The organism is Bradyrhizobium cosmicum, from assembly GCF_032290525.1.
GTDB classification, from domain to species: Bacteria; Pseudomonadota; Alphaproteobacteria; order Rhizobiales; family Xanthobacteraceae; genus Bradyrhizobium; species Bradyrhizobium cosmicum_A.
This window is the reverse complement of record NZ_JASXTA010000020.1, coordinates 87,809-110,790: the sequence shown is the minus strand read 5'-3', so window position 1 is coordinate 110,790 and position 22,982 is coordinate 87,809. Positions and strand designations below refer to the sequence as shown.

21 protein-coding genes are annotated in these 22,982 nt (G+C 65.0%); 13 read left to right on the top strand and 8 right to left on the bottom strand.

Annotated elements, in window-relative coordinates:
* Positions 1 to 22 precede the first annotated feature (22 nt).
* The 4 genes from QSV46_RS30150 to QSV46_RS30135 all read left to right on the top strand — a co-directional run bounded on the left by QSV46_RS30150 (position 23) and on the right by QSV46_RS30135 (position 4,460).
* Positions 23 to 1,483: a glycerol-3-phosphate dehydrogenase gene (locus QSV46_RS30150; RefSeq protein WP_314960203.1), complete on the top strand. Its 1,461-nt coding sequence runs from the start codon at positions 23 to 25 to the stop codon at positions 1,481 to 1,483.
* Positions 1,484 to 1,558: 75 nt separating this feature from the next.
* Positions 1,559 to 2,731 (top strand): ABC transporter ATP-binding protein, encoded by a 1,173-nt coding sequence (locus tag QSV46_RS30145; RefSeq protein ID WP_314960201.1) that lies wholly within the window; start codon positions 1,559 to 1,561, stop codon positions 2,729 to 2,731.
* A complete protein-coding gene (locus QSV46_RS30140) occupies positions 2,728 to 3,642 on the top strand; it encodes an ABC transporter permease (RefSeq protein ID WP_314960199.1) in 915 nt (304 codons plus the stop codon). Before QSV46_RS30145 ends, QSV46_RS30140 begins: the two co-directional genes overlap by 4 nt.
* A gap of 5 nt (positions 3,643 to 3,647) precedes the next feature.
* Entirely contained in the window at positions 3,648 to 4,460 is an 813-nt protein-coding gene (locus QSV46_RS30135; RefSeq protein ID WP_314960197.1) for an ABC transporter permease, read from the top strand.
* A 101-nt stretch (positions 4,461 to 4,561) separates the two neighbouring features.
* On the opposite strand, the gene QSV46_RS30130 is transcribed toward QSV46_RS30135, so the two are convergent.
* The 4 genes from QSV46_RS30130 to QSV46_RS30115 all read right to left on the bottom strand — a co-directional run bounded on the left by QSV46_RS30130 (position 4,562) and on the right by QSV46_RS30115 (position 9,914).
* Positions 4,562 to 5,413: a carbohydrate ABC transporter permease gene (locus tag QSV46_RS30130; protein ID WP_018453833.1), complete on the bottom strand. Its 852-nt coding sequence runs from the start codon at positions 5,411 to 5,413 to the stop codon at positions 4,562 to 4,564.
* On the bottom strand, positions 5,410 to 6,282 hold the full coding sequence (locus tag QSV46_RS30125; protein ID WP_314960192.1) for a sugar ABC transporter permease: 873 nt from the start codon (positions 6,280 to 6,282) through the stop codon (positions 5,410 to 5,412). Before QSV46_RS30125 ends, QSV46_RS30130 begins: the two co-directional genes overlap by 4 nt.
* A 77-nt stretch (positions 6,283 to 6,359) precedes the next feature.
* Positions 6,360 to 7,745, bottom strand: coding sequence for an ABC transporter substrate-binding protein (locus QSV46_RS30120; protein WP_314960190.1), 1,386 nt, complete (start codon positions 7,743 to 7,745; stop codon positions 6,360 to 6,362).
* Between the two features lie 240 nt (positions 7,746 to 7,985).
* Positions 7,986 to 9,914 (bottom strand): AsmA family protein, encoded by a 1,929-nt coding sequence (locus QSV46_RS30115; protein WP_314960305.1) that lies wholly within the window; start codon positions 9,912 to 9,914, stop codon positions 7,986 to 7,988.
* 288 nt (positions 9,915 to 10,202) lie between these two features.
* Between QSV46_RS30115 and QSV46_RS30110 the strand changes: the two genes are divergently transcribed.
* The 6 genes from QSV46_RS30110 (at position 10,203) to QSV46_RS30085 (ending at position 16,267) form a co-directional block, all read left to right on the top strand.
* Positions 10,203 to 10,910: a CoA transferase subunit A gene (locus QSV46_RS30110; protein ID WP_314960188.1), complete on the top strand. Its 708-nt coding sequence runs from the start codon at positions 10,203 to 10,205 to the stop codon at positions 10,908 to 10,910.
* Between the two features lie 74 nt (positions 10,911 to 10,984).
* Positions 10,985 to 11,635: a 3-oxoacid CoA-transferase subunit B gene (locus QSV46_RS30105; RefSeq protein WP_314960186.1), complete on the top strand. Its 651-nt coding sequence runs from the start codon at positions 10,985 to 10,987 to the stop codon at positions 11,633 to 11,635.
* A gap of 23 nt (positions 11,636 to 11,658) precedes the next feature.
* Positions 11,659 to 12,294, top strand: coding sequence for a GNAT family N-acetyltransferase (locus QSV46_RS30100; protein ID WP_314960183.1), 636 nt, complete (start codon positions 11,659 to 11,661; stop codon positions 12,292 to 12,294).
* Between the two features lie 63 nt (positions 12,295 to 12,357).
* Entirely contained in the window at positions 12,358 to 13,431 is a 1,074-nt protein-coding gene (locus tag QSV46_RS30095) for a GlxA family transcriptional regulator (RefSeq protein WP_314960181.1), read from the top strand.
* Between the two features lie 131 nt (positions 13,432 to 13,562).
* The gene (locus tag QSV46_RS30090) at positions 13,563 to 14,090 is read left to right on the top strand and encodes a Tautomerase enzyme (RefSeq protein WP_314960179.1); all 528 of its coding nucleotides are present in this window, start codon (positions 13,563 to 13,565) and stop codon (positions 14,088 to 14,090) included.
* A gap of 500 nt (positions 14,091 to 14,590) precedes the next feature.
* Complete coding sequence (locus tag QSV46_RS30085) at positions 14,591 to 16,267, top strand: mucoidy inhibitor MuiA family protein (RefSeq protein WP_314960178.1); 1,677 nt, start codon at positions 14,591 to 14,593, stop codon at positions 16,265 to 16,267.
* Here QSV46_RS30085 and QSV46_RS30080 read toward each other — a convergent pair.
* The 4 genes from QSV46_RS30080 to QSV46_RS30065 are packed head-to-tail and all read right to left on the bottom strand — an operon-like array spanning position 16,264 to position 19,327.
* Positions 16,264 to 17,073 carry a heme ABC transporter ATP-binding protein gene (locus tag QSV46_RS30080; RefSeq protein WP_314960176.1) on the bottom strand — a complete coding sequence of 270 codons (810 nt, stop codon included), beginning with the start codon at positions 17,071 to 17,073 and terminating at the stop codon, positions 16,264 to 16,266. The two genes, QSV46_RS30085 and QSV46_RS30080, sit on opposite strands and share 4 nt — an antisense overlap.
* Positions 17,070 to 18,164 carry an iron ABC transporter permease gene (locus QSV46_RS30075; protein ID WP_314960175.1) on the bottom strand — a complete coding sequence of 365 codons (1,095 nt, stop codon included), beginning with the start codon at positions 18,162 to 18,164 and terminating at the stop codon, positions 17,070 to 17,072. Before QSV46_RS30075 ends, QSV46_RS30080 begins: the two co-directional genes overlap by 4 nt.
* Entirely contained in the window at positions 18,161 to 19,114 is a 954-nt protein-coding gene (locus QSV46_RS30070; protein ID WP_314960173.1) for a hemin ABC transporter substrate-binding protein, read from the bottom strand. Before QSV46_RS30070 ends, QSV46_RS30075 begins: the two co-directional genes overlap by 4 nt.
* Positions 19,115 to 19,120: 6 nt before the next feature.
* On the bottom strand, positions 19,121 to 19,327 hold the full coding sequence (locus tag QSV46_RS30065; RefSeq protein WP_314960303.1) for a hemin uptake protein HemP: 207 nt from the start codon (positions 19,325 to 19,327) through the stop codon (positions 19,121 to 19,123).
* Positions 19,328 to 19,573: 246 nt separating this feature from the next.
* On the opposite strand from QSV46_RS30065, the gene QSV46_RS30060 reads away from it, so the two are divergent.
* The 3 genes from QSV46_RS30060 (at position 19,574) to hutX (ending at position 22,981) form a co-directional block, all read left to right on the top strand.
* Entirely contained in the window at positions 19,574 to 21,967 is a 2,394-nt protein-coding gene (locus tag QSV46_RS30060; protein ID WP_314960171.1) for a TonB-dependent hemoglobin/transferrin/lactoferrin family receptor, read from the top strand.
* A 136-nt stretch (positions 21,968 to 22,103) separates the two neighbouring features.
* A complete protein-coding gene (locus QSV46_RS30055) occupies positions 22,104 to 22,436 on the top strand; it encodes an antibiotic biosynthesis monooxygenase (RefSeq protein WP_314960170.1) in 333 nt (110 codons plus the stop codon).
* Positions 22,437 to 22,465: 29 nt separating this feature from the next.
* A complete protein-coding gene (hutX, locus tag QSV46_RS30050; protein ID WP_314960168.1) occupies positions 22,466 to 22,981 on the top strand; it encodes a heme utilization cystosolic carrier protein HutX in 516 nt (171 codons plus the stop codon).
* The last annotated feature ends 1 nt before the right edge of the window (position 22,982 follow it).

The window sequence follows — 22,982 nt, the reverse complement described above, 5'->3', positions numbered from 1 at the left end:
TTCGCTCCCATTCGACGGCTTCATGGCGGATTACGACCTTGCGATCATCGGCGGCGGGCTGAATGGTGTCAGCCTCGCGCGCGATGCGGCCGGCCGGGGCTTAAGGGTCATCCTGTTCGAGCAGGGCGATCTCGGAGGAGGGGCGTCGTCGGCGACGCCGCGGCTGATCCATGGCGATCTGTCGGTGCTGGAGCGCCGCGGGTTTTGGCGGGTGCGCCGGGCGCTGGCCGAGCGCAGCACCTGGCTCGCCATCGCACCGCATCTGGTCCGGCCGATGCGCTTCGTGATTCCCGCGCATTCCGACGAGCGCCCGCCTTGGCTGCTGCGCGCCGGACTGTATGTCTATGACGGCCTGACGAACCGGGGTGGCCTGCCGCCAGCGACAACGCTCGACATCACACATCACCCGGTCGGCAACGCGCTGAAGCGTCCGTTCGGTATGGCGTTCGAATATTCGGACTGCGTCGTGGACGATTCCCGCCTGGTGGTGCTCACGGCGCTGGATGCGGCCGAACGTGGTGCTGCGATCAGGACCGGGGCGCGCTGCGTCCGGGCCGATCGAACCGACATCTGGCGGCTCGCGGTGGTCGATCGCGGCCATCGCCGCACCGTCACGGCCCGGGCGCTCGCCAACGCCAGCGGCGGCTGGACCTCGATGGTCGCGGAGACCGTGCTGCGCCAGCCGCAGCCCGCCATGGCGGCGATGCAGATGAGTCAGATCATCGTGCCGAAGCTGTTCGAGTCCGATAACGTCTACGTCTTCCAGAACAGCGATGGACGGCTGATCTTCGCGAGCCCGTTCGCGCAGGATTTCACGCTGATCGGCACGGTCACGCATGACTTCACCGGCGACCCTGCCATCGTGGCGATGCCGGGGGCCGATGTCGGCTATCTCTGCGAAGCCGCCAGCCGCTATTTCCGCGAGCGCGTCGCGCCGGCCGGCGTGGTGCGCGCGGTCTCCGGCGTCAATTTGGCGCCGGCAACCGCACGGCGGCGCGACGGGACGACACTGTTCCATGCACGCCGGCGCAAGGCGCCGCTGATCACGATGTTCGGCGGCGACGTCACCACCTCGCGGCTGCGCGCGGAGCGGGCGGTGACGCGGCTGACGCCGTTCTATCCGATGTCGCCGCGCTGGACAGCCGGCGCGGCGCTGCCCGGTGGCGATTTCGCCTGGGATCGTTTCGACACCGAAGTCGAGCTCGCGCGCGATCGCTGGCGCTTTCTCTCGGAGCCGGAAGCCCAGCGGCTGGTTGGGGCCTATGGCTCGCGCTTGCCCGCCGTGCTGGGCGAGGCGAAGAACCGTGAAGAGCTAGGCCCGGCCTTCGGTCCCGAGCTGACCGGCGCAGAAGTGCGCTATCTCATGGCCAATGAATGGGCGCGCTTCCCGGAGGATATCCTGTGGCGTCGCTCCAAGCTCGGCCTGACCATGCCTGCGGCAGACCGCGATGCGCTGGCCGCTTTCATGGCGAATGTGATGTGAACCATCTGGTCCGAAGCGGTTGAGCTAGGGACGATCGATCGCTAGCGTACCGCGGAATCGGGGTTGGCAGGGATCATGACGGACGAGTTGCCCAGGACAGACGCCGCGGCACGGGTGGCCCGCGGAGATGCGCATGCTGCGGCGGGGCAGCCGTTGCTGCGCATCGAGGGCGTCGCCAAGACGTTCGGGACGTTCCGGGCCGTGGACGGCGTGTCGCTCGACATCAAGGCCGGCGAGTTCTTTGCGCTGCTCGGGCCCAGCGGTTGCGGCAAGACAACGCTGCTGCGCATGCTCGCCGGCTTCGAGGCGCCGGACGAGGGCCGCATCCTGCTTGGCGGCAAGGACATCGCACAGGCGCTGCCGCATGAGCGTCCGATCAACATGATGTTCCAGAACTACGCGCTGTTTCCGCATCTCTCCGTGCGCGACAACATCGCCTTCGGCCTGAAGCGCGCCGGCATGGCGCGCGCCGACATCGACGCGCGCGTGGCGGGGATGGTCGCGCTGGTCAAGCTCGAAGGGCTGGAGAAGCGCAAGCCCGACCAGCTCTCCGGCGGCCAGCGCCAGCGCGTGGCGCTGGCCCGGGCATTGGCACGCCGGCCGCAGCTGCTGCTGCTCGACGAGCCGCTCGCAGCGCTGGACAAGAAGCTCCGCGAGAGCACGCAGGGCGAACTGATGGAGCTCCAGCGCCGGCTCGGCATGACCTTCATCATCGTCACCCACGACCAGGAGGAGGCGATGACGATGGCAAGCCGGATCGGCGTGATGAGAGCCGGCAAGCTCGCCCAGGTCGCGGGCCCCCGCGAGCTCTACGAGGCGCCGCGCTCGCGCTGGATCGCGGAGTTCGTCGGCGACATCAATCTGTTCGACGGCGAGTCCAAATCGCGCGACGGTCATCGTCTGGTCGTTGGCACGCGGGATGCGGGTGCGCTGGTGGTGGCCGAGCCGCGCGAGCCGGTCGGCACCGGAAAATTCTCGGTCGCGATCCGTCCCGAGAAGGTCAAACTGTCGCGCCGCGGTCCCGTGGGCGAGGCGGGTCGTGAAACCGCGATCAACCGCCTCGACGGCGTCATCGCCGACATCTGTTATCTCGGCGGCACCACCACCTACAAGGTAAAGCTCGATACCGGCGGCGTGGTGCAGGCATCCGTCGCCAACAGCGCGCGCCTCGACGTCGATGCCTTCAGCCTGAACCAGCATGTCGTCGCCTGGTTCTCGCCGGACGACTGCGTGGTGCTGCCGTCATGAGCGGGCGCCGCATCTTCGCGCGGCCGGCGCGCTTCGCCGCGGTCGCGCCCTATGTCTGGATGGTGCTGTTCTTCCTGGTGCCGTTCGGCTTCGTGCTGAAGATCAGCCTGTCGCAGACCGCGATCGCGCAGCCGCCTTACGAACCGGTGTTCGACCCGACGGCGGGATGGGAGGCACTCAATGCAGCGTTCGCCGCGCTGTCGCTGGATAATTTCAGGCTCCTCGCTTCCGACGACATCTACGTGTTCGCCTATGTGCGCAGCCTCACCGTCGCCGTCACCGCGACCGCTTTGTTGCTCGTGATCGGCTATCCCATCGCCTATGGCATGGCGCGGCTGCCGAAGCGGTGGCAGGCGGTGGCGATGGTGCTGGTGATCGTGCCGTTCTGGACCTCGTTCCTGATCCGGATCTACGCCTGGATCAACATTCTCCAGCACGATGGTCTGCTCAACCAGATCCTGCTGGCGCTGCATCTGGTCAGCCAGCCCGTGGTGTGGCTCTCCACCGACGGCGCGATGTATATCGGCATCGTCTATTCCTATCTGCCGTTCATGATCCTGCCGCTCTACGCCACGCTTGCCAAGATGGAGCCGGTGCTGGAGGAGGCGGCCGGCGATCTCGGCGCGCCGCCGTGGCAAGTGTTCTGGCTCGTGACATTTCCGCTGTCGTTGCCGGGTGTCGGTGCCGGGGTGCTGCTGTGCTTCATCCCCATCGTCGGCGAGTTCGTCATCCCTGATCTTCTGGCCGGCTCCAATTCGCTGATGATCGGCCAGACCCTGTGGCTCGAATTCTTCACCAACAAGGACTGGCCGGTAGCCTCCGCCGCGGCCATCGTGCTGCTGGTGGTGCTGCTGGTGCCGCTGCTGCTGTACGAACGGCTTCAGAAGCGGCAGCTGGAACGGGCGCGGTGAAGCCGATGCGCAAGCTCTCCCGCCTGTCCCGCTTCAACGTCGCCTCGCTCGCGCTGGGGCTGGCCTTCCTCTATCTGCCGATCCTCATCCTCGTCATCTATTCCTTCAACGCCTCGCGGCTGGTGACGGTGTGGGGCGGCTGGTCGCTGCGCTGGTATCACGAGTTCTTCAACGACCGCGCCATGATCGAGGCGGCCTGGATGAGCCTGCGGGTCGCGGTCTCCTCCGCGACCATCGCCACGCTGCTCGGCACGCTCGCGGCCGTCGCGCTGTCGCGCGGCGAGCGCTTCCGCGGCCGCACCCTGTTCTCCGGCATGCTCTATGCGCCGCTGGTCATGCCGGAGGTGATCACCGGTCTGTCGCTGCTGCTGTTGTTCGTCGCGCTGAATGCCGAGCGCGGCTTCTGGACGTTGACGATCGCGCATACCACGCTGACGATGTGTTTCGTCGCTGTCGTCGTGCAGTCCCGCCTCGGCTCGCTCGATCGCTCGCTGGAGGAGGCGGCGATGGACCTCGGCTGCAATCCGTTTCGCGCGTTCCTCGCCGTGACGCTGCCGCTGATTGCGCCCGCGATCGTCGCGGGCTGGATGCTCGGCTTCACCCTGTCGCTCGATGATCTCGTGATCGCGAGCTTCACTACCGGTCCGGGCTCGGCAACGCTGCCGATCCGGATCTACTCGGAGGTGCGGCTTGGCGTGAAGCCCGAGATCAACGCGATCTGCACGCTGGTGATCGCCCTGATCGCGGTGGTCATCGTGATCGCCTCGCTGGCTTCGAAGTTGTCGAGTTCGCAGGGCGAGAGCGCGGCGCCGTTGTAGGCTCGGGTCATTGCGAGGAGCTCTTGCGACGAAGCAATCCAGTCTGCCTCTGCAGAGGTCGTCTGGATTGCTTCGCTACGCTCGCAATGACGGAGGAAAGGCTAGGACTTCACCGCTCCCGCCGTGAGCCCGCCCACCATGTAGCGCTTGAAGGCGTAATAGACTGCGGCCGGCGGCAGTGCGTAGATGAAGCCGGTGGTCATCAACAGCTCCCACGGCGAGTCGTCGGCGGCAAGGAAGTTGCCGAGCGCGACAGGCAGCGTGATGTCGGTGTCCTTGGACAAGAGCAGGAACGCGTAGAGATATTCGTTCCAGGCCAGCAGCACGGCATAGGTGCCGATCGCGACCAGCGAGGGCATCATCAGCGGCACATAGACCAGGCGGAACAGCTGCAGCGTTGTCGCGCCATCCATCACGGCGGCCTCGTCGAGCTCGACCGGCAGCTTGTCGGACGCCTGCTTCAGCACCCATATCGCGTAAGGCGAGGCGATCGTCACCATGGCCAAGATCAGCGACCAGTGATTGTTGAGCAGGCCGTAATTGCCCATGGTGCGGTACATCGGCACGGCGAGGAACGCCGCCGGGATGAAGTAGGTGAACAGCGCGAGATTCATCACCCAGCGGCCGCCCGGCGCCTTAAGCCGCGAGATCGAGAATGCGGCGGCGGTCGCGACGAACAAGGTCAGCGCGCCTGCGGCCAGCGCGATCACAGTCGAGTTCCAGAACTGGATCCAGAAGTCGCGCAGGAAATAGTGCTCCTGGTAGAACACGATGTGGAAGTTGTGCAGCGTCGGATGATCCGGCCACAGCTTGCCCGAAAACGCGTCCTCCTTCGGCGAGATCGCGAACAGGAACATGTGGTAGATCGGAATCATGGTCCAGATGAAGACCGGGATGCCGATCAGCAGGAGCTTGGCTTCGGTGCCAACTTCGCGGAGGGTGGGAAGCTTCATCGCGACAACCGTTTCATCATGAAGTATATCAGCGGCAGCACGAACGGTATCGCGCAGACGATGGAGGCCATCGCAAGCGAGAGCTGGTCGAGCCGGAGATAGCGGATGCCGAGCGTCGACAGCACATGCGTGAGGTCGGCCGGCCCGCCGCCAGTGAGCAGATAGACGCTGTTGAAGTCGCCGAGCGTCCAGATCATCGAGAGCAGCGTGCAGGTGACGTAGAGCATCTGCATCGACGGCCAGGTGATGAAACGGAATTTCTGCCAGGGATTGGCGCCGTCGACCTCGGACGCCTCATACAGATCCTGCGGGATCGCGAGCCGCCCGGTCAGCAGGATCAGCGTCCAGAACGGCAGCGACTTCCAGATATGAACTGCGATCGCCATGGTCAGCGCGACCGTCGGATCGTTCAGCCAGTTCGGGCCGTCATCTCCGGTGAGGGAAAAGATGAAATGGTTGACCATGCCCCATTCGGGATTGAGCATGAAGCGGACCGACAGGATGGTCGGGATCGACGGCACCGCCCAGGGCAGGATGAAGATCACCGACAGCCATTTGATCCAGGGACGCTGCTGGGCGAAGAAGCCGGACAGGAACAGCGCGATCAGCATCTTCACGTTGATGCCGATGACCAGGAAGATCAGCGTGTTGACCGCGGCGCGCGCGAAGATCGGGTCGTTGTACAGCGCGACATAGTTCGCCGGATTGCGCGCCAGCCACAGGCCATAGCCGACGGGATAGACGACGAAGGCCAGGAAGACGAGCAGATAGGGCGCAAGCAGCAAGATGCCCCAGACCTGCTGCGTGGTCAGGCGCGCCGACAGGGGAGGGGCCGGAATTGTGTCTGAGCCGGAAAGTGTGATCGCCATATCGCATACCCACCGAAAGCAACCGGTCGCGGAGAGCCGCGACCGGTATTAGCATATACCTTATTTAAGTCCGGGGATCAGCCCGCGACCGCCTTGATGCGGGCGATCAGCTCGTCGACCGCCTTGTCCACCGGCACCTTCTCGCTGACCACGCGGTTCATCGCCTTGGCCCAGACGTTCTCGTTGTTCAGGATGGTGAACTTCCAGTTCTTGGTGAAGTCGAACGCGGCGGTGCCGCCCTTGAACTGCGCGTAGACCGCCTTGCGATGCCGGTCGGCCTGCCAGAACGGGCTCTCCTGGCTTTCCTTGGTCACCGGGAACCAGCGGCCGAGCGCACCCTCGATATAGGGGCGGACGTTCTCTTCCTGGAGCAGGAAGCTGATGAACTGCTTGGCCTCGGCCTTGTTCTTGGCCACTGAGAAGACCAGCCCGGTCTTGACGTCCGAGCGGTAGCGGATCGTCGAACCGTCCGGAGCCTTCGGGAAGGACGCGGTGATGATGTCCTCGCCATAGGCCTTCTTGCCGGCTTCGCGCTGCTCGGGCGTGAGCGTCTGGTTGCCCGAATCCTCGAACCACTTCGCCGCGATCGAGATCGTGAAATTGTGGGTCATCACGATGGTCTTGTTGTGGAACGCGACGTTGTTGTCCGGATCCTTCCAGGTCGTCGAGGACGGCGGGGTGCAGCCCTTGATGTAGGTGTCGGTGTAATCCTTCATCGCCTTGATCAGGTTCTCGCGGACCTTGGGATCGTCGACCGTGAGCTTGCCGTCGTCGTCGACCAGCTTGACGTGATAGGCATCCATGAAGGTGTAGAACGACTGGAAGGCGTCGGTGGATTCCACGCCCATCGGCTGGCCCACGGCATAGATGCGCTGGCCGGTCGCCTTGCGGATTCCCGGCTGCACCTTGTCGCACCAGAACGTCCAGTAGCCTTCCCAGTCGGTCGGGATGTCGCTCTGCTTGAAGCCGGCCTTCTCCAGCATGTCGTTCCAGATCTGGACATGCATGCTCTGCTGCTTCAGCGGGAAGCCGTAATAGGCCTTCTTCTTGGTGACGTCGTTATAGAGGATCGACGCATCCAGCGTGTTCTGCACGAACCGATCCTTGATCGGCTCCATGATGTCGGAGAGGTCCTCGAGCTTGCCTTCGTAGGCCCACTTGCCCTGCACCTGCACGTCGTAGGTGTCGGCATAGGCAACATCGGGCACAGTGCCTGAATCGAGTGCGGCGACCGTCTTCGGAATCATGTCCTGGATCGCGTACTGCGACAATTCGACCTTGATGCCGGTCTTTGCTTCGAATTTCTTGATCGTCTCGATCAGCGCGTCGTCTTCGGAGCGGTAGAAGCCCTTGCCCCACCAGACCGTAATCGTCTTCTGCTGCGCAAAGGCGGGTGCAGTGGCCGCAAACAGCCCAACCGCAGCGACCGCCAGTGATACTGCGCCAATAACCTTGGATTTCACGTTTTTCTCCCTCAAACGGCCGGTGTTTTTAACCGGTCGTATAAAACACTAGCGCATGGTGGTAGCGCAATCAACGCATCTTGTCGGACCTAGGTCGTGGGGGTGCCGGGCCGGAGGAGATGCTTGACTGGTGCATCGATGCAATCGCCGCATCAATTCGGCCGGATCAATCCGCGCCAGATCGGCCAGCGTCGGAGCGGCGCCACCCTCGGTTGAAGTTCACTCAAGTCAGAGGTCACGTCAGTTGGATTTGGCGTTCTCTTTGGCATTCTCCGCCGTCGGCGATTCCGCCGGCGCGGGTCGCTTTCCGCTGCCGGTGATGCGCTCGATCGCGGAGCGCACGGCGTCGCCCCCCTTGCGGTCCTTCAACATGTCGAGCAGCGGCGCGGAGGCGGGCGAGCGGCGGATCAGGCTTTCCGGATCGGGGAAGATCAGGGGATCGTCCCACGGACCCTGCACCACGAACGGCAATTCGAAGCCGGATGCGGTGTTGAGGCTGGCCACGCCCTTCATGTCGTATTCGCGTGTCGGCACCGAGGCGGTGCCGGTCAGCGTGATCTTCGCCGCCGGCCCCTCGACGCGGACGTCCTCGGCGGTGGCGACCCCGTCGGAGAATTTCACCGCGATGGTGAGCTTGTCGTAAGGGGTCGTGCCGTTGCGGAAGTTGCCGCCGCCCGACAGCGGCCGCCGCTCCAGCCGCTTCAGGAGCTGCTCGGCATTGAAGCCCGAGATCGCACCGTTCTGTCCGGTCACGGTGGCGCTGCCGTCGAGCGACTGCACGAGGCCGAACGGGCTCGAGCCGGAGGCGAGGAGGGAGACGTTGATGTTGCCGCGTCCCGAGAGCTTGTTGATGCCGAACAGCTCGGTGGCACAGGCTTGCAGATCGACGTCGGTGAACTGGAATTGCGCCTTGATGTCGGCGACGGTGTCGGAACGGGCGATCCCGAACGAGCCCTTGGCGATGCCGCCATAGATCTGGGCTTCGCCGACCGACAGCGCCAGCGTGCCGTTGCGCAAATTGGCGCCGATCGCGGTGCGGCCGAGCTTGGTCGGTCCGACCGTCAGCTTGGCTGCCGACAGGCGCATGTCGAGGTCGGTGCTCGACAACCCGTTGAGATCGAACAGCTGCCTGTTCCAGTCGCGTGCGCCGCTGGCGAGCAGGCGGAAGGTCGAGATATAAGGTGTGAAATCGAGCACGTCGGCGGCGAGCGTCGCCTGCAGCGTCTGCCGGCCGTTGTTGGCGTAGGTCATCACGCCCTCGGCGCTGTTGCCGTCGAGTTCGACATTGACGTTGGTCAGCGCGATCGAGGGGCCCACGACGTTGGCGCGCGCCTTCAGCGCGAAGCGGCCAAAGCCGCCGCTGCCGGGCTGCGGCTGGCCGGTCCAGCGCAGCGCGTTGCGCAGCGACGGGCTGTCGATGGTGAGCGTGCCCTCCATCATCGGGCTGGTGCGGTTGGCGACGCTGCCGTCGAAGGCGAGCTTGAGCGGTGCGCTGGCGATCCGCGCCTTCAACCCCGAGCGGTCGCCGGAGAGAGCGGCGACGAAATCGGCGAAGCTGATCGAGCCGTCGACGCGCTCGCCGCGCCAGTCGAACTGCCCGGTCGCGGCAAAGGAGCGCGAGATCGAGGGCCAGGCCAGCGACAGGTCGATGTCCTCGAACTTCTCGGTGGCATGGGTGGCGGCGTCCTCGTAGTTGAGCACGCCGTCCTGGATCCTGATCTCGGAGAACGAGACCTGGTTGTCCGCGCCGGGCTTCATGGTGCGGGCAATGGTCTGGATGAAAGGCGTCCAGTTGCTTTCGCCATCCGGCTTCAGGCTGACATGGATGCGCGGCCGGAGCAGCGTCAGGTCGGCGATCTCGAACCGTTGCAGCAGCAACGGCAGCAGCCGCAGATTGGCGGTGAGCACCTCGACATGGAGCGCGGGATCGCTGGTGCCGCCGCCCTTCAGGCCGACGTCGTGGAAGGAGATGTAGCTCGCCGGCAGTATCGAGATGTCGATGCTGCCTGCGACACTGAGCTCGAGCCCGGTGACGACACGGATCTGCGCTTCCACCGCCTTGCGCAGCGCGTCGCGGTTGATGAGCCAGGAGGTCGCGATCAGGGCGATCAGCACGACGCCGAGCAGCGCCGCGATCGGCGTCCCGAGCCGCTTCATTCCTTGGGCCATGGTCAATGGCATGTCCTGATCGGGTTGGTCGTTGGACCCGGAAGGGCGGGCCGGGAAACCTGCGCGCCCCACGCCCAAGTCCTGTTATGTTAAGTGCCGCAACTTGATGGGTTTTCTTGTCGCTTTCAAGGCCGCGGACGGTTCTGCCCACGGCGTGGGCAGCTTCTAGCACTGACCCGCGGAACGGAGAACCCCGTATCATTGACGGCTTTGGACGATTTCGCCTAATAATCGCCGCCAATAAGGCGCGACGCCTGCAAGCCGAAGGTTCACTCGAAGGTTATTTGCATGAACAAGGTCTATCCCGACGCCAAGTCGGCGCTTGAGGGCGTTCTCAAGGACAACATGATGATCATGTCGGGCGGCTTCGGCCTCTGCGGCATCGCCGAGGAGCTGTCGGACGCGATCCGCGAGTCCGGTGTCAAGGGCCTGACGGTGGTCTCCAACAATGCCGGCGTCGACGGCATCGGCCTCAGCCGTCTGCTCGAAACCCGCCAGATCAAGAAGATGATCTCGTCCTATGTCGGCGAGAACAAGCTGTTCGCCCAGCAATTCCTCGCCGGCGAGCTGGAACTCGAATTCAATCCGCAGGGCACGCTGGCCGAGCGCATTCGCGCCGGCGGCGCCGGCATCCCGGCCTTTTACACCAAGACCGGCGTCGGCACGCTGATCGCCGAAGGCAAGGAAGTGAAGGAATTCGACGGCGAGAAGTATCTGATGGAGCGCGGCCTGTTTGCCGACCTCGCCATCGTGCACGCCTGGAAGGGCGACACCGCCGGCAACCTGATCTACCGCAAGACCGCGCGCAATTTCAACCCGATGATGGCGACCGCCGCCAAGATCACAGTCGCCGAGGTCGAGCATCTGGTTCCGGCCGGTGAACTCAATCCCGACCACATCCACACGCCCGGCATTTTCGTGAAGCGCATCGTCGAGGTCGGCGCGGCCAAGAAGCGCATCGAATTCCGCAACACCCGCCCGCGCACCGCCGCTTGAGCGCATGATCCGGAAAAGTGGACACCGGTTTTCCGGCAAGATCATGCGCAAACATAAGACTTCAGGAGAATAAGATGGCCTGGACCCGTGAACAGATGGCTGCGCGCGCCGCGAAGGAACTGCGTGACGGCTACTACGTCAATCTCGGCATCGGCATCCCGACGCTGGTCTCGAACTACATTCCCGACGGCGTCGACGTCAGCCTCCAGAGCGAGAACGGCATGCTCGGCATGGGCCCGTTCCCGTTTGAGGGCGAGGAAGACGCCGACCTCATCAACGCCGGCAAGCAGACCGTGAGCGAGCTGCCGACGACCTCGTATTTCTCGAGCGCCGATTCCTTCGGCATGATCCGCGGCGGCCACATGGATCTGTCGATCCTCGGCGCCATGCAGGTCGCCCAGAACGGCGATCTCGCCAACTGGATGATCCCCGGCAAGATGGTCAAGGGCATGGGCGGCGCGATGGACCTCGTCGCCGGCGTCAAGCGCGTCGTCGTGGTGATGGAGCATTCGGCCAAGGACGGCTCGAAGCTGCTGAAGAAGTGCAACCTGCCGCTGACCGGCGAGCGCGTGGTCGACATGGTCGTCACTGATCTTGCCGTCTTCACCATCGACAAGCACGGTGATGGCGGCATGGCCCTGATCGAGCTCGCCGACGGCGTCTCGCTCGACGAGGTCAAGGCCAAGACCGAAGCGGAATTCCGCGTCGCGCTGACGAACACGTAAGGTCGCCGCGAAAGGGGGCGCGCATGACGATACGGTCTGCGCGTCCCGAAGACGCCGATTTCATCGCACAAACCATCTTGTCGTCGCAGCGCGGCTACCGGCCGCGCGGCTGGTTCGACGTCGCACTCGGCTGGCCTGAACCGCAGTGCAGCGATTTCATCGCGCGCATCGCGGTCGCTCGCGCAATGTCGATGTGGCACGTCTCGCAGTTCCTGGTCGCCGAAATCGCTGGCAAGCCTGCCGCAGCGCTGTGCGCGCTGCCGGCGGCCGGTACGGGACCTGCGGCCTGGCACGCGATCGAGGAAGTCGCAGCCGCGGCTGGACTCGCCGCGGCAGAGCTGGGGGCCATCCGCCAACGCGGCGCCTATACGCGGGCGTGCTGGGTTCAGGGCGGTGAGGGCGACTGGATGATCGAGCATGTCGCGACCGATCCCGCCTATCGCGGTCGTGGACTTGTGCAGGGGCTGATTGCCCACGCGCTGGAGAAGGGGCGGGCGGCCGGATTTAGACGGGCGACGATATCGTTCCTGATCGGCAACGAGCCCGCCGAACGCGCCTACGCCAAGGCGGGTTTTGTCTTTGCGGAAGAAAGGAGCGATCCGGCCTTCGAGGCGATCATCGGCGCGCCCGGCTTTCGCATGTTCGCGCGGGCGATCTAGCCGATAAGACTTGTTTTAGCATTCTCCGACATCTCTCGCCTGGGCGGCCGAACCGCGGACGGCTTGCCGCTGCCGGGCGCCGGTGGCAGTATTGCCTCGTCGAAGGCAAAATCGGACATCGCGATGCCTCTGATCAGAATCTGGGTCTATGAAGGGATTCTCGCGTCAAGCGTCGCGGGCGTAGCCGACGTTTTCACTGCGGCGAACTGGATTGCTGCCGATCGTCGGAAGTCGGGGAAGTCGACGCCATTGCGATGGCGCATCGAATCGCTCGATGGCCGAGGCATTCGTACGGCCTCGGGCCAGATCATCAATGTGGATGGGCCGATCAGCGCGCGCGCGTCCGCAGACGCCGTCATCGTGCCAGGCCCGTTTGTCCCGGACGTCGAGCGTTTCCTGGAAAAGAAGGAAGTGGTGACGCCGCTGATTGCCGCCTTGCGCCGCCAGCATCAGCGCGGCGTACTACTCGCGTCCTATTGCACCGGAAGCTTTCTGCTGGCCGAGGCGGGCCTGCTCGACGGCTGCGTGGCTACGACGCATTGGGCGAAAGACAAGACGTTCGAGCGGCGCTATCCCGATGTCGACCTCCGGATCAACGACATCATCACGGAGCAGGACGGCATCATTTGCAGCGGCGCGGTGACGAGCGCCCTCAATCTGGCGCTGCGGATCGTCCAGAAGCTTGTGAGCGCGGAGGTCGCCGACGAAACCGGCAAGCTGATGCTGATCGACGGGAACCGGGTCGCGCAGTCCTCCTATGCAGGCATGCAGGAGGAGCCGCACGCCGATCTGCTAGTGTTGCGCGCCCAGCGCTGGATGGAAAAGTCACTTCAGCGCGGTTTCAGCCTCGGCGAACTCGCGCGTCGCTTGGCTGTCAGCGAGCGCACTCTCAACCGCCGTTTCAAGCAAGCCATCGGCAAGGCGCCGCTGCATTATCTGCAGGGCCTTCGGATCGATGTCGCCAAGCGGCTCCTGGAAACCAAGCAGCTGACGATGGACGCTGTCAGCCAACGCGTCGGATACGGCGATCTTTCGACGTTCCGCCGCCTGTTCAAGCGCGAAACCGGACTCTCGCCACGTGAATACCAGCGGCGGTTTTCGCGTCATTATCGGCAGCCTACCGCTATCGCCGCCTAGGTGTGTCCGAAATTCCTCCAATAATGGCGATACTGCCACTGCCGCCGATCGGGCATCGAGACCTAGAACTGTTCACGCGCCGCCGCTGACGGGCGCGGTGAGATGAACGGAAGGAAGGCTCAACCATGCCAATGATCGATCTGACAATTCCGGAAGGGGCCCTGAAGCCCGAGGCAGAAGCTCGACTGGTGAAGGAGCTCGGCGATATCTTGATCGCACATGAGGGCTTCGATCCAGCAAGCCCGGTAGCGCAAGGTGTCACGGTCGTCTTCCTGCATCGGCCGGCTGCGGTCTTTGTCGCGGGCGCGCGTTCGGAGAAGCCGCGCTACCGGATCGTGCCCTCTGTTCCCGAGGGGCAGTATACGGATGCGTCGCGCAAAGCGCTGGTGAAGGACGTCACCGCCGCCGTTGTTCGTGCGGAAGGGGGCAGCCTCGACGATGTGGCGTCGCGCGTCTGGGTGTTTCCAACCGAGGTCGAAGACGGCACATGGGGGAGCCGCGGCGGCATTCGGCGGACGGCAGACATCCACGCCTTCATCGCCGGGGAGCACGAACGCAAGGTCGGTGAGCAGCGCCTTGCCCGCAGCCGCAGGAGCAGGGCGGTGGCGCTGCTGGAAGGCTTGCTCGACGCGACGCGGAACGGACAGGCCGCCGATTGAGCACCATCAGGACCTCGCCGCCCACCCCACCGCGCCCCAGAGCGCGAGCGATAGCACGGCAAGGACGGCAGCGGTGATCGCCAGAACAGCTATGGCATAGCTGATGCCGGTTGTGGGCGCGGCAGCGACGGGACGGAAATCGACGCGCTGGGCCGGCGGCCGCACCACGCGCGAGCGGCTGCTGGAACGATCGCGTTCGGGCCGCTGCTCGCGGGCAGCCGCCGGCCCGCACTGGCCATCATGGGCGTGCCGGCTCCGGCAGGCTCGGCTCAGGTCGCGCTCGCCGCGTGACCGATCTGCTCCGCCGCATCTTCGCCCAGGGTTGAGGCTTCCGGGGCGGGACGATCACGCGTTCCGCGGCCATGGTGCCGCCGCGGCGTCGCCCCACGGAAACCCCAATCGAACCGGTTCCTTCCCTGCCGCGTCTCACCACGATGGCGAGGCATTTTGATCGCGCGCGTCCGGCTGGCGGCGTGGCGATACCGGCAGGAGGGACTCTTATGCGCATCACCGCAAGATATTTGGCAACGACGAGCCTGGTCCTGGTGACCGCGGCATTCGCGTTGCCGTCATGGGCCGCCGATCTGGACGCCAATTCGGCCATCGACAGCGTCACGGTTTACCCCGATGGCGCCACCGTGACCCGCATCATCGCGATCGACCTGCCGTCCGGCGACTCGACGCTGGTCGCCAAGGACTTCCCGCTCGGTCTCGATTCGTCTTCCATCCGGGTCGAGGGCGAAGCGGGTGCAAAACTTATCATCGGCACCATCGATGCGCGAACGCCGCGCGCGGCGCCGGTCAATTTGCCCGAGCTGGACAAGCGGATCGAGGCCCTGAACGACCAGCGCGCCGACCTGCAAGGCGCAATCGACTCGGCCAATGCGCGGCGCAAGTTTGCGGAACACTTTGCGGAAGCCTCTCCCGTAGGCATCGGCGAGAAGGGCGAGGCGCGGCCGATCGCGGAGTGGCGCGCGGCCTTCGCGGCAGTCGGCGAGGAAATTGCGAGCGCCGATTCCGCTGTCCGTGACGCCACGCGCAAGCTGCGTGAGATCGATCGCCAGATCGCTCAGCTCGAAGTGGAGCGCAAGGCCAAGCCGCCGAGCAAGCTCGAGGTTCGCATGGACATTGCCGCGCCAGCCGCGACCAAGGCGACGTTGCGGGTCACTTACAATGTGCGCAATGCGCGCTGGCTGCCGCTCTACGACGCCCGTCTCGACACCGGTGCCAAGGACCGCAAGCCGCAGCTGGAGCTGGTCCGCCGCGCCGAGGTCACGCAGTCGACCGGCGAGGACTGGTCGAATGTGACGCTCGGCGTCTCCACGGTCCGTATCAGCCGCGGCGGCAGTGCTCCGGAGCTGGGTTCGCTGGTGGCGCAATATCCGCAACCGCAGAGGCCAATGGCACTCGGCGCGGCCTCCGATCTGGCGCGGCCTGCGCCAATGACGCGTCAGGCACAGTCGCCCGCGATGGGCAAGATTGCGGAGTCACCCGAGCCGCGCGAGCGCGCCGACGAGCAGCAGGCGGTTGCCGAGATCGGCGACTTCCAGGCCACGTTCAAAATACCCGGCCGCGTCAGCCTCGGCGCCGCCGAGGGCGCCAAGAGCCTGAAGATCGCTGCGATGACCGTGCCCGCCGACCTCATGGTCCGCGCGGCGCCCGTGATGGACCCGACCGCCTTCCTCGAAGCCAGCTTCAAGCAGACTGACGACACGGCACTGCTGCCGGGCAAGGTTGCGATCTATCGTGACGGTGTTTTTGTTGGTCGCGGCAAGCTCTCGGCCTCGGCCAAGGACGACATCGTTCGGCTCGGCTTCGGCGCCGACGACAAGATCAGAATCGAACGCGCCGTGCTCAAGCGCAACGAGGGTTCGGCCGGCTTGCTCGTGACGACGTCGAAGACCGACGAGCGATCGTTCAAGACCGCAATCCGCAACGGCCATGACTTCCCGATCAAGATCGCGATCGAGGATCAGCTGCCGGTCAGCGAGAACGAGGACATCCTCGTCGAGATGCTTCCCGCGACCACGCCGCCGACCGCAAGCAACATCCGCGACAAGCGCGGCGTGCTGGAATGGTCGTTCGACGCCAAGCCCGGCGAAACCAAGGACATCAACTTCGCCTGGCGCGTCCGCTGGCCAAAGGACAAGAGCATGGTGATCGTGCCGGCGGGCTAAATTCCCGCCACGGGCGGCGCCGCCCGCATCGATTGCGGCAGCACGTAAGGTACGCCGTCGTCACCCTGGTGGACGACGGCGTCGATCTCGAAAATGTCGCGGATGATCTCGCGCGTGACGATCTTGGCACGCGGACCGTCGGCGGCGAGCCTGCCGCCGTTCAGCACCACGAGCCGGTCGGCGAAACGGATCGCGAGATTGAGGTCGTGCAGGATCGCAATGACGGCCGTGCCGCCCGCCGCGCGGCGGCGCGCGGCTTCGACGAGGTCGATCTGATGGCGCAGATCGAGGCTCGATGTCGGCTCGTCCAGCAGCAGGAGCCCCGGCCCATGCTCGGCCTCGCCGCAGGCGAGCTGCACCAGCACGCGGGCGAAATGGGTGCGCTGCTGCTCGCCGCCCGACAGCGTCGGCAATTGCCGTTCGCGGAAATGTGCAAGGCCGACCTCGTCCAGCGCGGCGTCGACGAGCGGCCCGGCCGCGCGTGCGCTGCGCTCGCCCGCGCCCATCAGCACGATCTCCTCGACCGTGAAGGGGAAGGTGACGTTGATGTGCTGGGACAGCATCGCGCGTCGCGCGGCGAGCTCGCGCGGCGTGTAGCTGCGAATGTCGCGCTGCTTCAGGTGCACCTCGCCGTCGCTCGGGCGGAGATCGCCGGAGAGCAGCCGCAGCAGCGTCGATTTGCCGGCGCCGTTCGGGCCGATGATGGCGACCATCTCGCCGGCTGCAACGGTCAGGCCGACGCCTTGGAGCAGCGTCGCGCGGCCGGCGCGCTTGCTTAAGCCTTGTGCCTCGATCACTGCGCTCATGGCGAGGCGAGCCCGCGCTGGCGCAGCAGGATGCCGAGGAAGACGGGTGCGCCGACCGCCGCGGTCAGGATGCCGATCGGCATTTCCGCGGGCGCCACGATGGTGCGTGCCAGCGTGTCGGCGCCGACCATCAGGATCGCGCCGAGCAGCACCGAGGCCGGCAGCAGCAGGCGGTGCGCCGGTCCGATGACGAGGCGGAGCAGATGCGGCACGACGATGCCGACGAAGCCGATGACGCCGCTGATCGAGACCGCGACGCCGGTCATGGCGGAAACCATGACGATCGCCATCCGCTTGAGACGTTCGACATCGACACCGCCGTGAAAGGCGTCGGCCTCGCCAAGCACCAGCAGATCGAGGCCGCGTGCGATGTACGCGCAGGTGGCGAGCCCAATGACGAGGATCGGCGTGAGCACGGCAGCCTTGGTCCAGGTTGCGCCGCTCATCGAGCCGAGCATCCAGAACGTGATGTCGCGGAGCTGGCGGTCGTCGGCGATGAACACCAGAAGCCCGATGCCGGCATTGGTGATGGCGGTGATGGCGACGCCGGCGAGCAGGAAAATCGCGATCGAGGTTCGCCCGGCGCGGCTGGAGATGCCGTAGAGGATGGCGGTCGTGACCAGCGATCCGGCGAAGGCCGCGATCGGCAGCAGCTCGGTCTGGAGGAAGCGCAGCGTCTCGCCGAAGCGCGAGTCGGTAAAGACGATCGCGCTTGCGGCCGCGAGCGCGCCGCCGCTGGAGACGCCGACCAGCGCGGGATCGGCGAGCGGATTGCGAAACAGGCCCTGCATGATGGCGCCGGCCGCGGCGAGCAGCCCGCCGACCATCGCCGTCGCCGCGATCCGGGGAATGCGGATCGACCACAGCACGAGCTGGTCGCGCGCGGTCATGGCGTCGGCGGCCGCGTTGCCGGCAAAGCCGAGCGCGGCAGGCAAGCGGGAAAGGGGAATGCCGGCCGCGCCGACCGTCAGCGCAACGATGGCGGTGACGACCAGCATCGCGAGCAGAAGGGGAATCGCGAACGGTGCGGACCGCCGTCCTGCGCCCGCTCGTCGCGGGCTCCGCGCGCCCGCCCCGGCCGCCACGCTCATTGCCGGCAGTTCGCGGCCGAAAGAGCCGACGTGAACGCACCGCTCTGATCGGCCAGTGCCGGATAGAGTTTGACCGACAGATCGCGCGCTGCCGCCGCGGTGCGCGGGCCGAAGCCGAGCAGGTAGAGTCCGTCCATGGTGATGAAGCTCTTGTTGGCGGCGACGGGCGTCAGGGCAAAGCCGGGATGAGCGTAGACCGCGTCGGCCTGCAGCGTCTCCTTGCCGCGCTCGATCGACAGCACGAATTCGGGTTTTGCCGCTACGATCGCCTCGTCGCCGATGATCTTGTAGCCGTCGTAATCGTCGACGGCATTGGTGGCGCCCGCAAGCTGGATGATCTCGTCGGCCGCGGTCTTGTGGCCGGCGACCATCGCCCGCCCGTTCAGAAGCGACATCACGAACATCACGCGCACCGGCTTCGTCACCTTGGCGCGCAGGGCGCGGAGCTGCTTGAGGTCGGTGCCGACCGCGGCGCTCAGGCATTCGGCGCGCGCGTCGACGCCCATGGCATGGCCGACCAGCTTGATCTTCTCGATCAGACCGTCCTCGGAGAAGGTCTCGGGCACCAGCACCAGCGGCACCTTCGCGGTCTCCAGCAGGTCCATGGTCTCGCGCGGGCCCGAACCCTGGATCGCCAGGATCAGTGTCGGGTTGAGGCCGAGCACGCCCTCGGCCGAGATCTGGCGCATGTAGCCGACATTGCGTTTGTCGTGCAGCGCCGCCGGCGGATAAAGGCTGGTGGTGTCGACGCCGACCAGCCGGCTCTCGAGCCCCAGCGCATAGAGGATCTCCGTGATGGCGCCGCCGATCGAGACCGTCCGCGCGAAGTCGGCAACAGTGACATCGCGATCGCGCGCATCATGCACCGTGATGCCGGCGGCGTGCGCGGTGGACGCTAGTGCAATCGTGCCGGCGAGCAGGAGATTTGCGAGGGTGCGACAAATTGTCATTGCAGGCTACTTGGTCAGGATCAACTTGTTCTGCGAGGTCAGGCGGAGGCGATAGCTGTCCTCGCCATGGGCGATGATGATCTCGCGCTCCGCCGCAAAGAGCTCGCGGCTGTCGATCCGGCTCCCCCGCATGGTGAGAGTTCGCGTTGTTGCAGAAGGGCTTTGTGTCGGCCCTGCCGCATCGCTGCCGCTGTCTCCGGAGTTTGCTGACATGGGAGGTGTGATGCGCTTTCGAAATTTCAGATGCTGCTTGCTTGTATAAGCGGCATCAGGCGCATTCCAACGGCTGCAATTTACAATCGATATAAACTGCAACGTGATGTCATTGACCGTCGCAGTGTTGCCACGTAACCAACTAAGACGCTGCGGGCCGGGGAGCCTGCACCACAGATAGCCAGCCAGTCGCTCGCCTCATGCGGCGCACGCCAGCCAGACAAGACACATGATTGGATTGGGGTTATGGCTGACGGGGCTAGGTATTCGCGCGCCTTGATTTTGGGCGCGTCGGTCGTTTCAATTGCGGCATTGGTGACGGAGAGCAGTCTGGCGCAGACCGCATCGCCGCAGGCCGAAAACGCGTCGTCGGAACGGCCGAAACAGGCCAAGCGCAAGCAGGCCAAGCCGCAAGTCGCGCAGCAGGCAACGGCTGAGGCGATGAACGCTCGCGCCCAGGCGGGTGCCGCGCCTGTTCAGTCGCTCGACACCATCACGGCCGCAGCCTCCAAGACCGAAGAGCGTGCGGTCGATGCGCTCGCGCCGGTCAGTGTCGTGACGTCAGGGCAGATCGAGAGTCGCCAGGCCAGTACGGTCGGCGACCTCATCTACAATGTGCCCGGCGTCTGGGTTCAGAACCGTGGCGACGAGCCGTCGACTTCGATCAACATCCGCGGCCTTCAGGATTTCGGTCGCGTCGCCGTCGTCGTCGACGGAGCGCGGCAGAACTATCAGCGCACGGGACACTTCGCCAACGGCTCGTTCTTTCTCAACCCCGAGCTGATCAGCGGCATCGACATCGTGCGCGGCCCGACCGCCAATATTTACGGCTCCGGTGCCATCGGGGGCGTGGCGTCGTTCCGCACCAAGGACATCGAGGATGTCGTACGCGCGGGCGAACGCTGGGGCGTGGACGTCAAGACCATCCTTGGCAGCAACTACGGACGTGCACTCGGCTCGGCCTTCGGCGGCGTTCGTGTCAACCCGAATGTCGATGTGTTCGCGGGCGGCACTTACTCCACGCAGGAGAACTACAAGGACGGCACCGGCTTCGAGGTCGCCAACACCGGCAACCGGCTCACGAGCGGTATCGCCAAGCTGACGGTACGGCCCGCGGACGGCCACGAGGTCAAGCTCGGAACGATCTTCCAGCAAGATATCTACAGTGTGGGCCAGCCGCCGCGGCGCGCCGGCGATCCAAACTCGACCAACGCGAACGGCACCAACAATCTGAACGGCACGTCGATCTACGCGTCCAACGTGAAGAACTACACGACGACGCTTGGCTGGAAATACTCGCAGCCGGACGACCAGTGGTTCGATTGGGATGCCAAGGTCTACTGGAACCGGACCGAGAACGATCAGGTCAAGACCGGGCATACCAGCACGACGCCGTCGGTCTATTGCGGTGGCGTGCCCGGCAATGCCGTGTCCGGCTGTATCGGCAGCAATCGCGGATATCTGCTCGATACGATCGGCGTCGACGTGCACAACACGACGCGGTTCGAGACCGGAAACTGGCGTCACGCGGTGACCTACGGATTGGACGCTTTCCAGGACAAGGTGTCGTCCCGAGACACGACCGGCACATCGGAAGTCACGACGCCTGGCGGTCAGCGCACGGTGTCCGGCGGCTTCGTGCAGTGGAAGACCGACTACACCTCGATGCTCGAAGTGATCGGCGCGCTGCGCTACGACAATTATCAGCTTTCGTCGGCAACCTCGTCGTCCGGCGGTGATCGCCTGTCGCCGAAGATCACGGTCGCGCTTGTTCCCACGGCGCTCGTGACCCCCTATGTCAGCTACGCCGAAGGCTATCGGGCGCCGACGATCACCGAGACGCTGGTCAGCGGTCCGCATTCGGGTGCCACGGTCAACGACTCCTTCTTCCGCTGTCCGTCGGGCACGCCGGGACCTGGCGCGGATTCGACCTTCTGCTTCGTGCCGAATCCCAATTTGCGGCCCGAGGTCGGCAAGAACAAGGAGATCGGATTCAACATCAAGAAGAACGATCTGTTCACGCCGGGGGACACGCTTCGCGGCAAGATCAACGTATTCCGCAACGACATCACAGACTTCATTGATCAGGTCGCCTACGGCAATCCGCTGGTGGTTCCCACCGGCCCGCCGCCGGCGCCCAGCATCACCGTGCTGCCGTTCCTGCAATACCAGAACGTCGCCTCGGCCCGTATTCAGGGTTTCGAAGCCGAAGCGATGTACGATGCGAACCTCTGGTTCTTCGGCCTCTCCGGGACTTATCAGAATGGCAAGAACCTGCAGACCGGGTTTGGCCTTTACAGCGTTCCACCGCAGAAGATCACCACGACAGCGGGCGTGCGCCTGCTTGACCGGACGCTGATCCTCTCGATGATGTGGACGTCGGCCATCGCCAACTACGATATCCCGCGGACCTATACCCCGGCGACGTCGTACGATCTGGTAAATCTGTATGTTCAGTATCTCCCGACGCCGGATCTCACGCTGAACTTCTCGGTCGAAAATCTTTTCAACCGGTACTATCGCCCCTATGCCATTCCGGTTGGCAGTACCGGCGACACGCAAAACGACGTGAAATGGGCCAGCGCCGGCGCCGGGCTCGTGATCAAGGGAGGCCTCAAGTACCACTTTGGCGGCACCTGACGAGTAGAGCGGCGAACCTGCGCGAGGCGCGCCGTATCGACCTCCAGAGCCACGCCGATGTTGCGGCGTGGCTTCGGTGCGTTTTGAAACGATCCGATCGGCGCTTGCCGATTCACATGACCCACAGGAGAATCTTATGTTCATCGCCATGAATCGTTTCCAGGTGAAGAAGGGCGCGGAGACCGCGTTCGAGACCGTCTGGGCCACGCGCGAATCCTATCTCGGCACCATGCCGGGCTTCGTCGAGTTTCATCTGTTGAAGGGCCCTGAGGCCGAGGATCACACGCTTTATTCCTCGCACACCACCTGGGTTGACAAGGCGGCGTTCGAAGCCTGGACCCGCTCGGACCAGTTTCGCCGCGCCCATGCCCGCGCCGACAATCCGACCGGCGAGAGCCTCTATCTCGGTCATCCCAAGTTCGAGGGGTTTGAGGTGATCCAGAGCGAACGCAAGGCCGCGGCCGCTTAGATCGCGGCGGCGCAGATGAGGAGCCGGACATGCTGAGCACCGAACTTGCCGATCTCAAGACGTATATGACCGACAATCCCGGCGCGGTGGTCGAGGACGTCGCGCGGGAGCGCAAGATCACGCCGCGTGCGGTGATCGAGGCGCTGCCGCCGTCGATGGTACGCATCGGCGGCGGCGAGCACTTCGCCGCCGCCATGCAGGACATCGCGGCCTGGGGTGAGGTCACGCTGATCGTCCACACCGATGATGCGATCTTCGAGTTCACCGGCGCGGTGCCGGCAGGCGAGATCGGCCGCGGCTATTTCAACCTGATGCAGCCGAAGGGGCTGCACGGCCATCTTCGCCACGAGCGTTGCGCGGCGGTCGCCTTCGTCGAGCGCCCCTTCATGGGCAAAGCCTCGGCCTTCGTCGCCTTCGTCAATGTCGACGGCGGCATCATGTTCAAGGTGTTCGTCGGCCGCGACGAGACCCGGGCGCTGCGCGCGGACCAGCTCGTGCGGTTCCGGCAGCTCGCGGACTGGATCGCGGCTGCACCCGCGGCGTAAC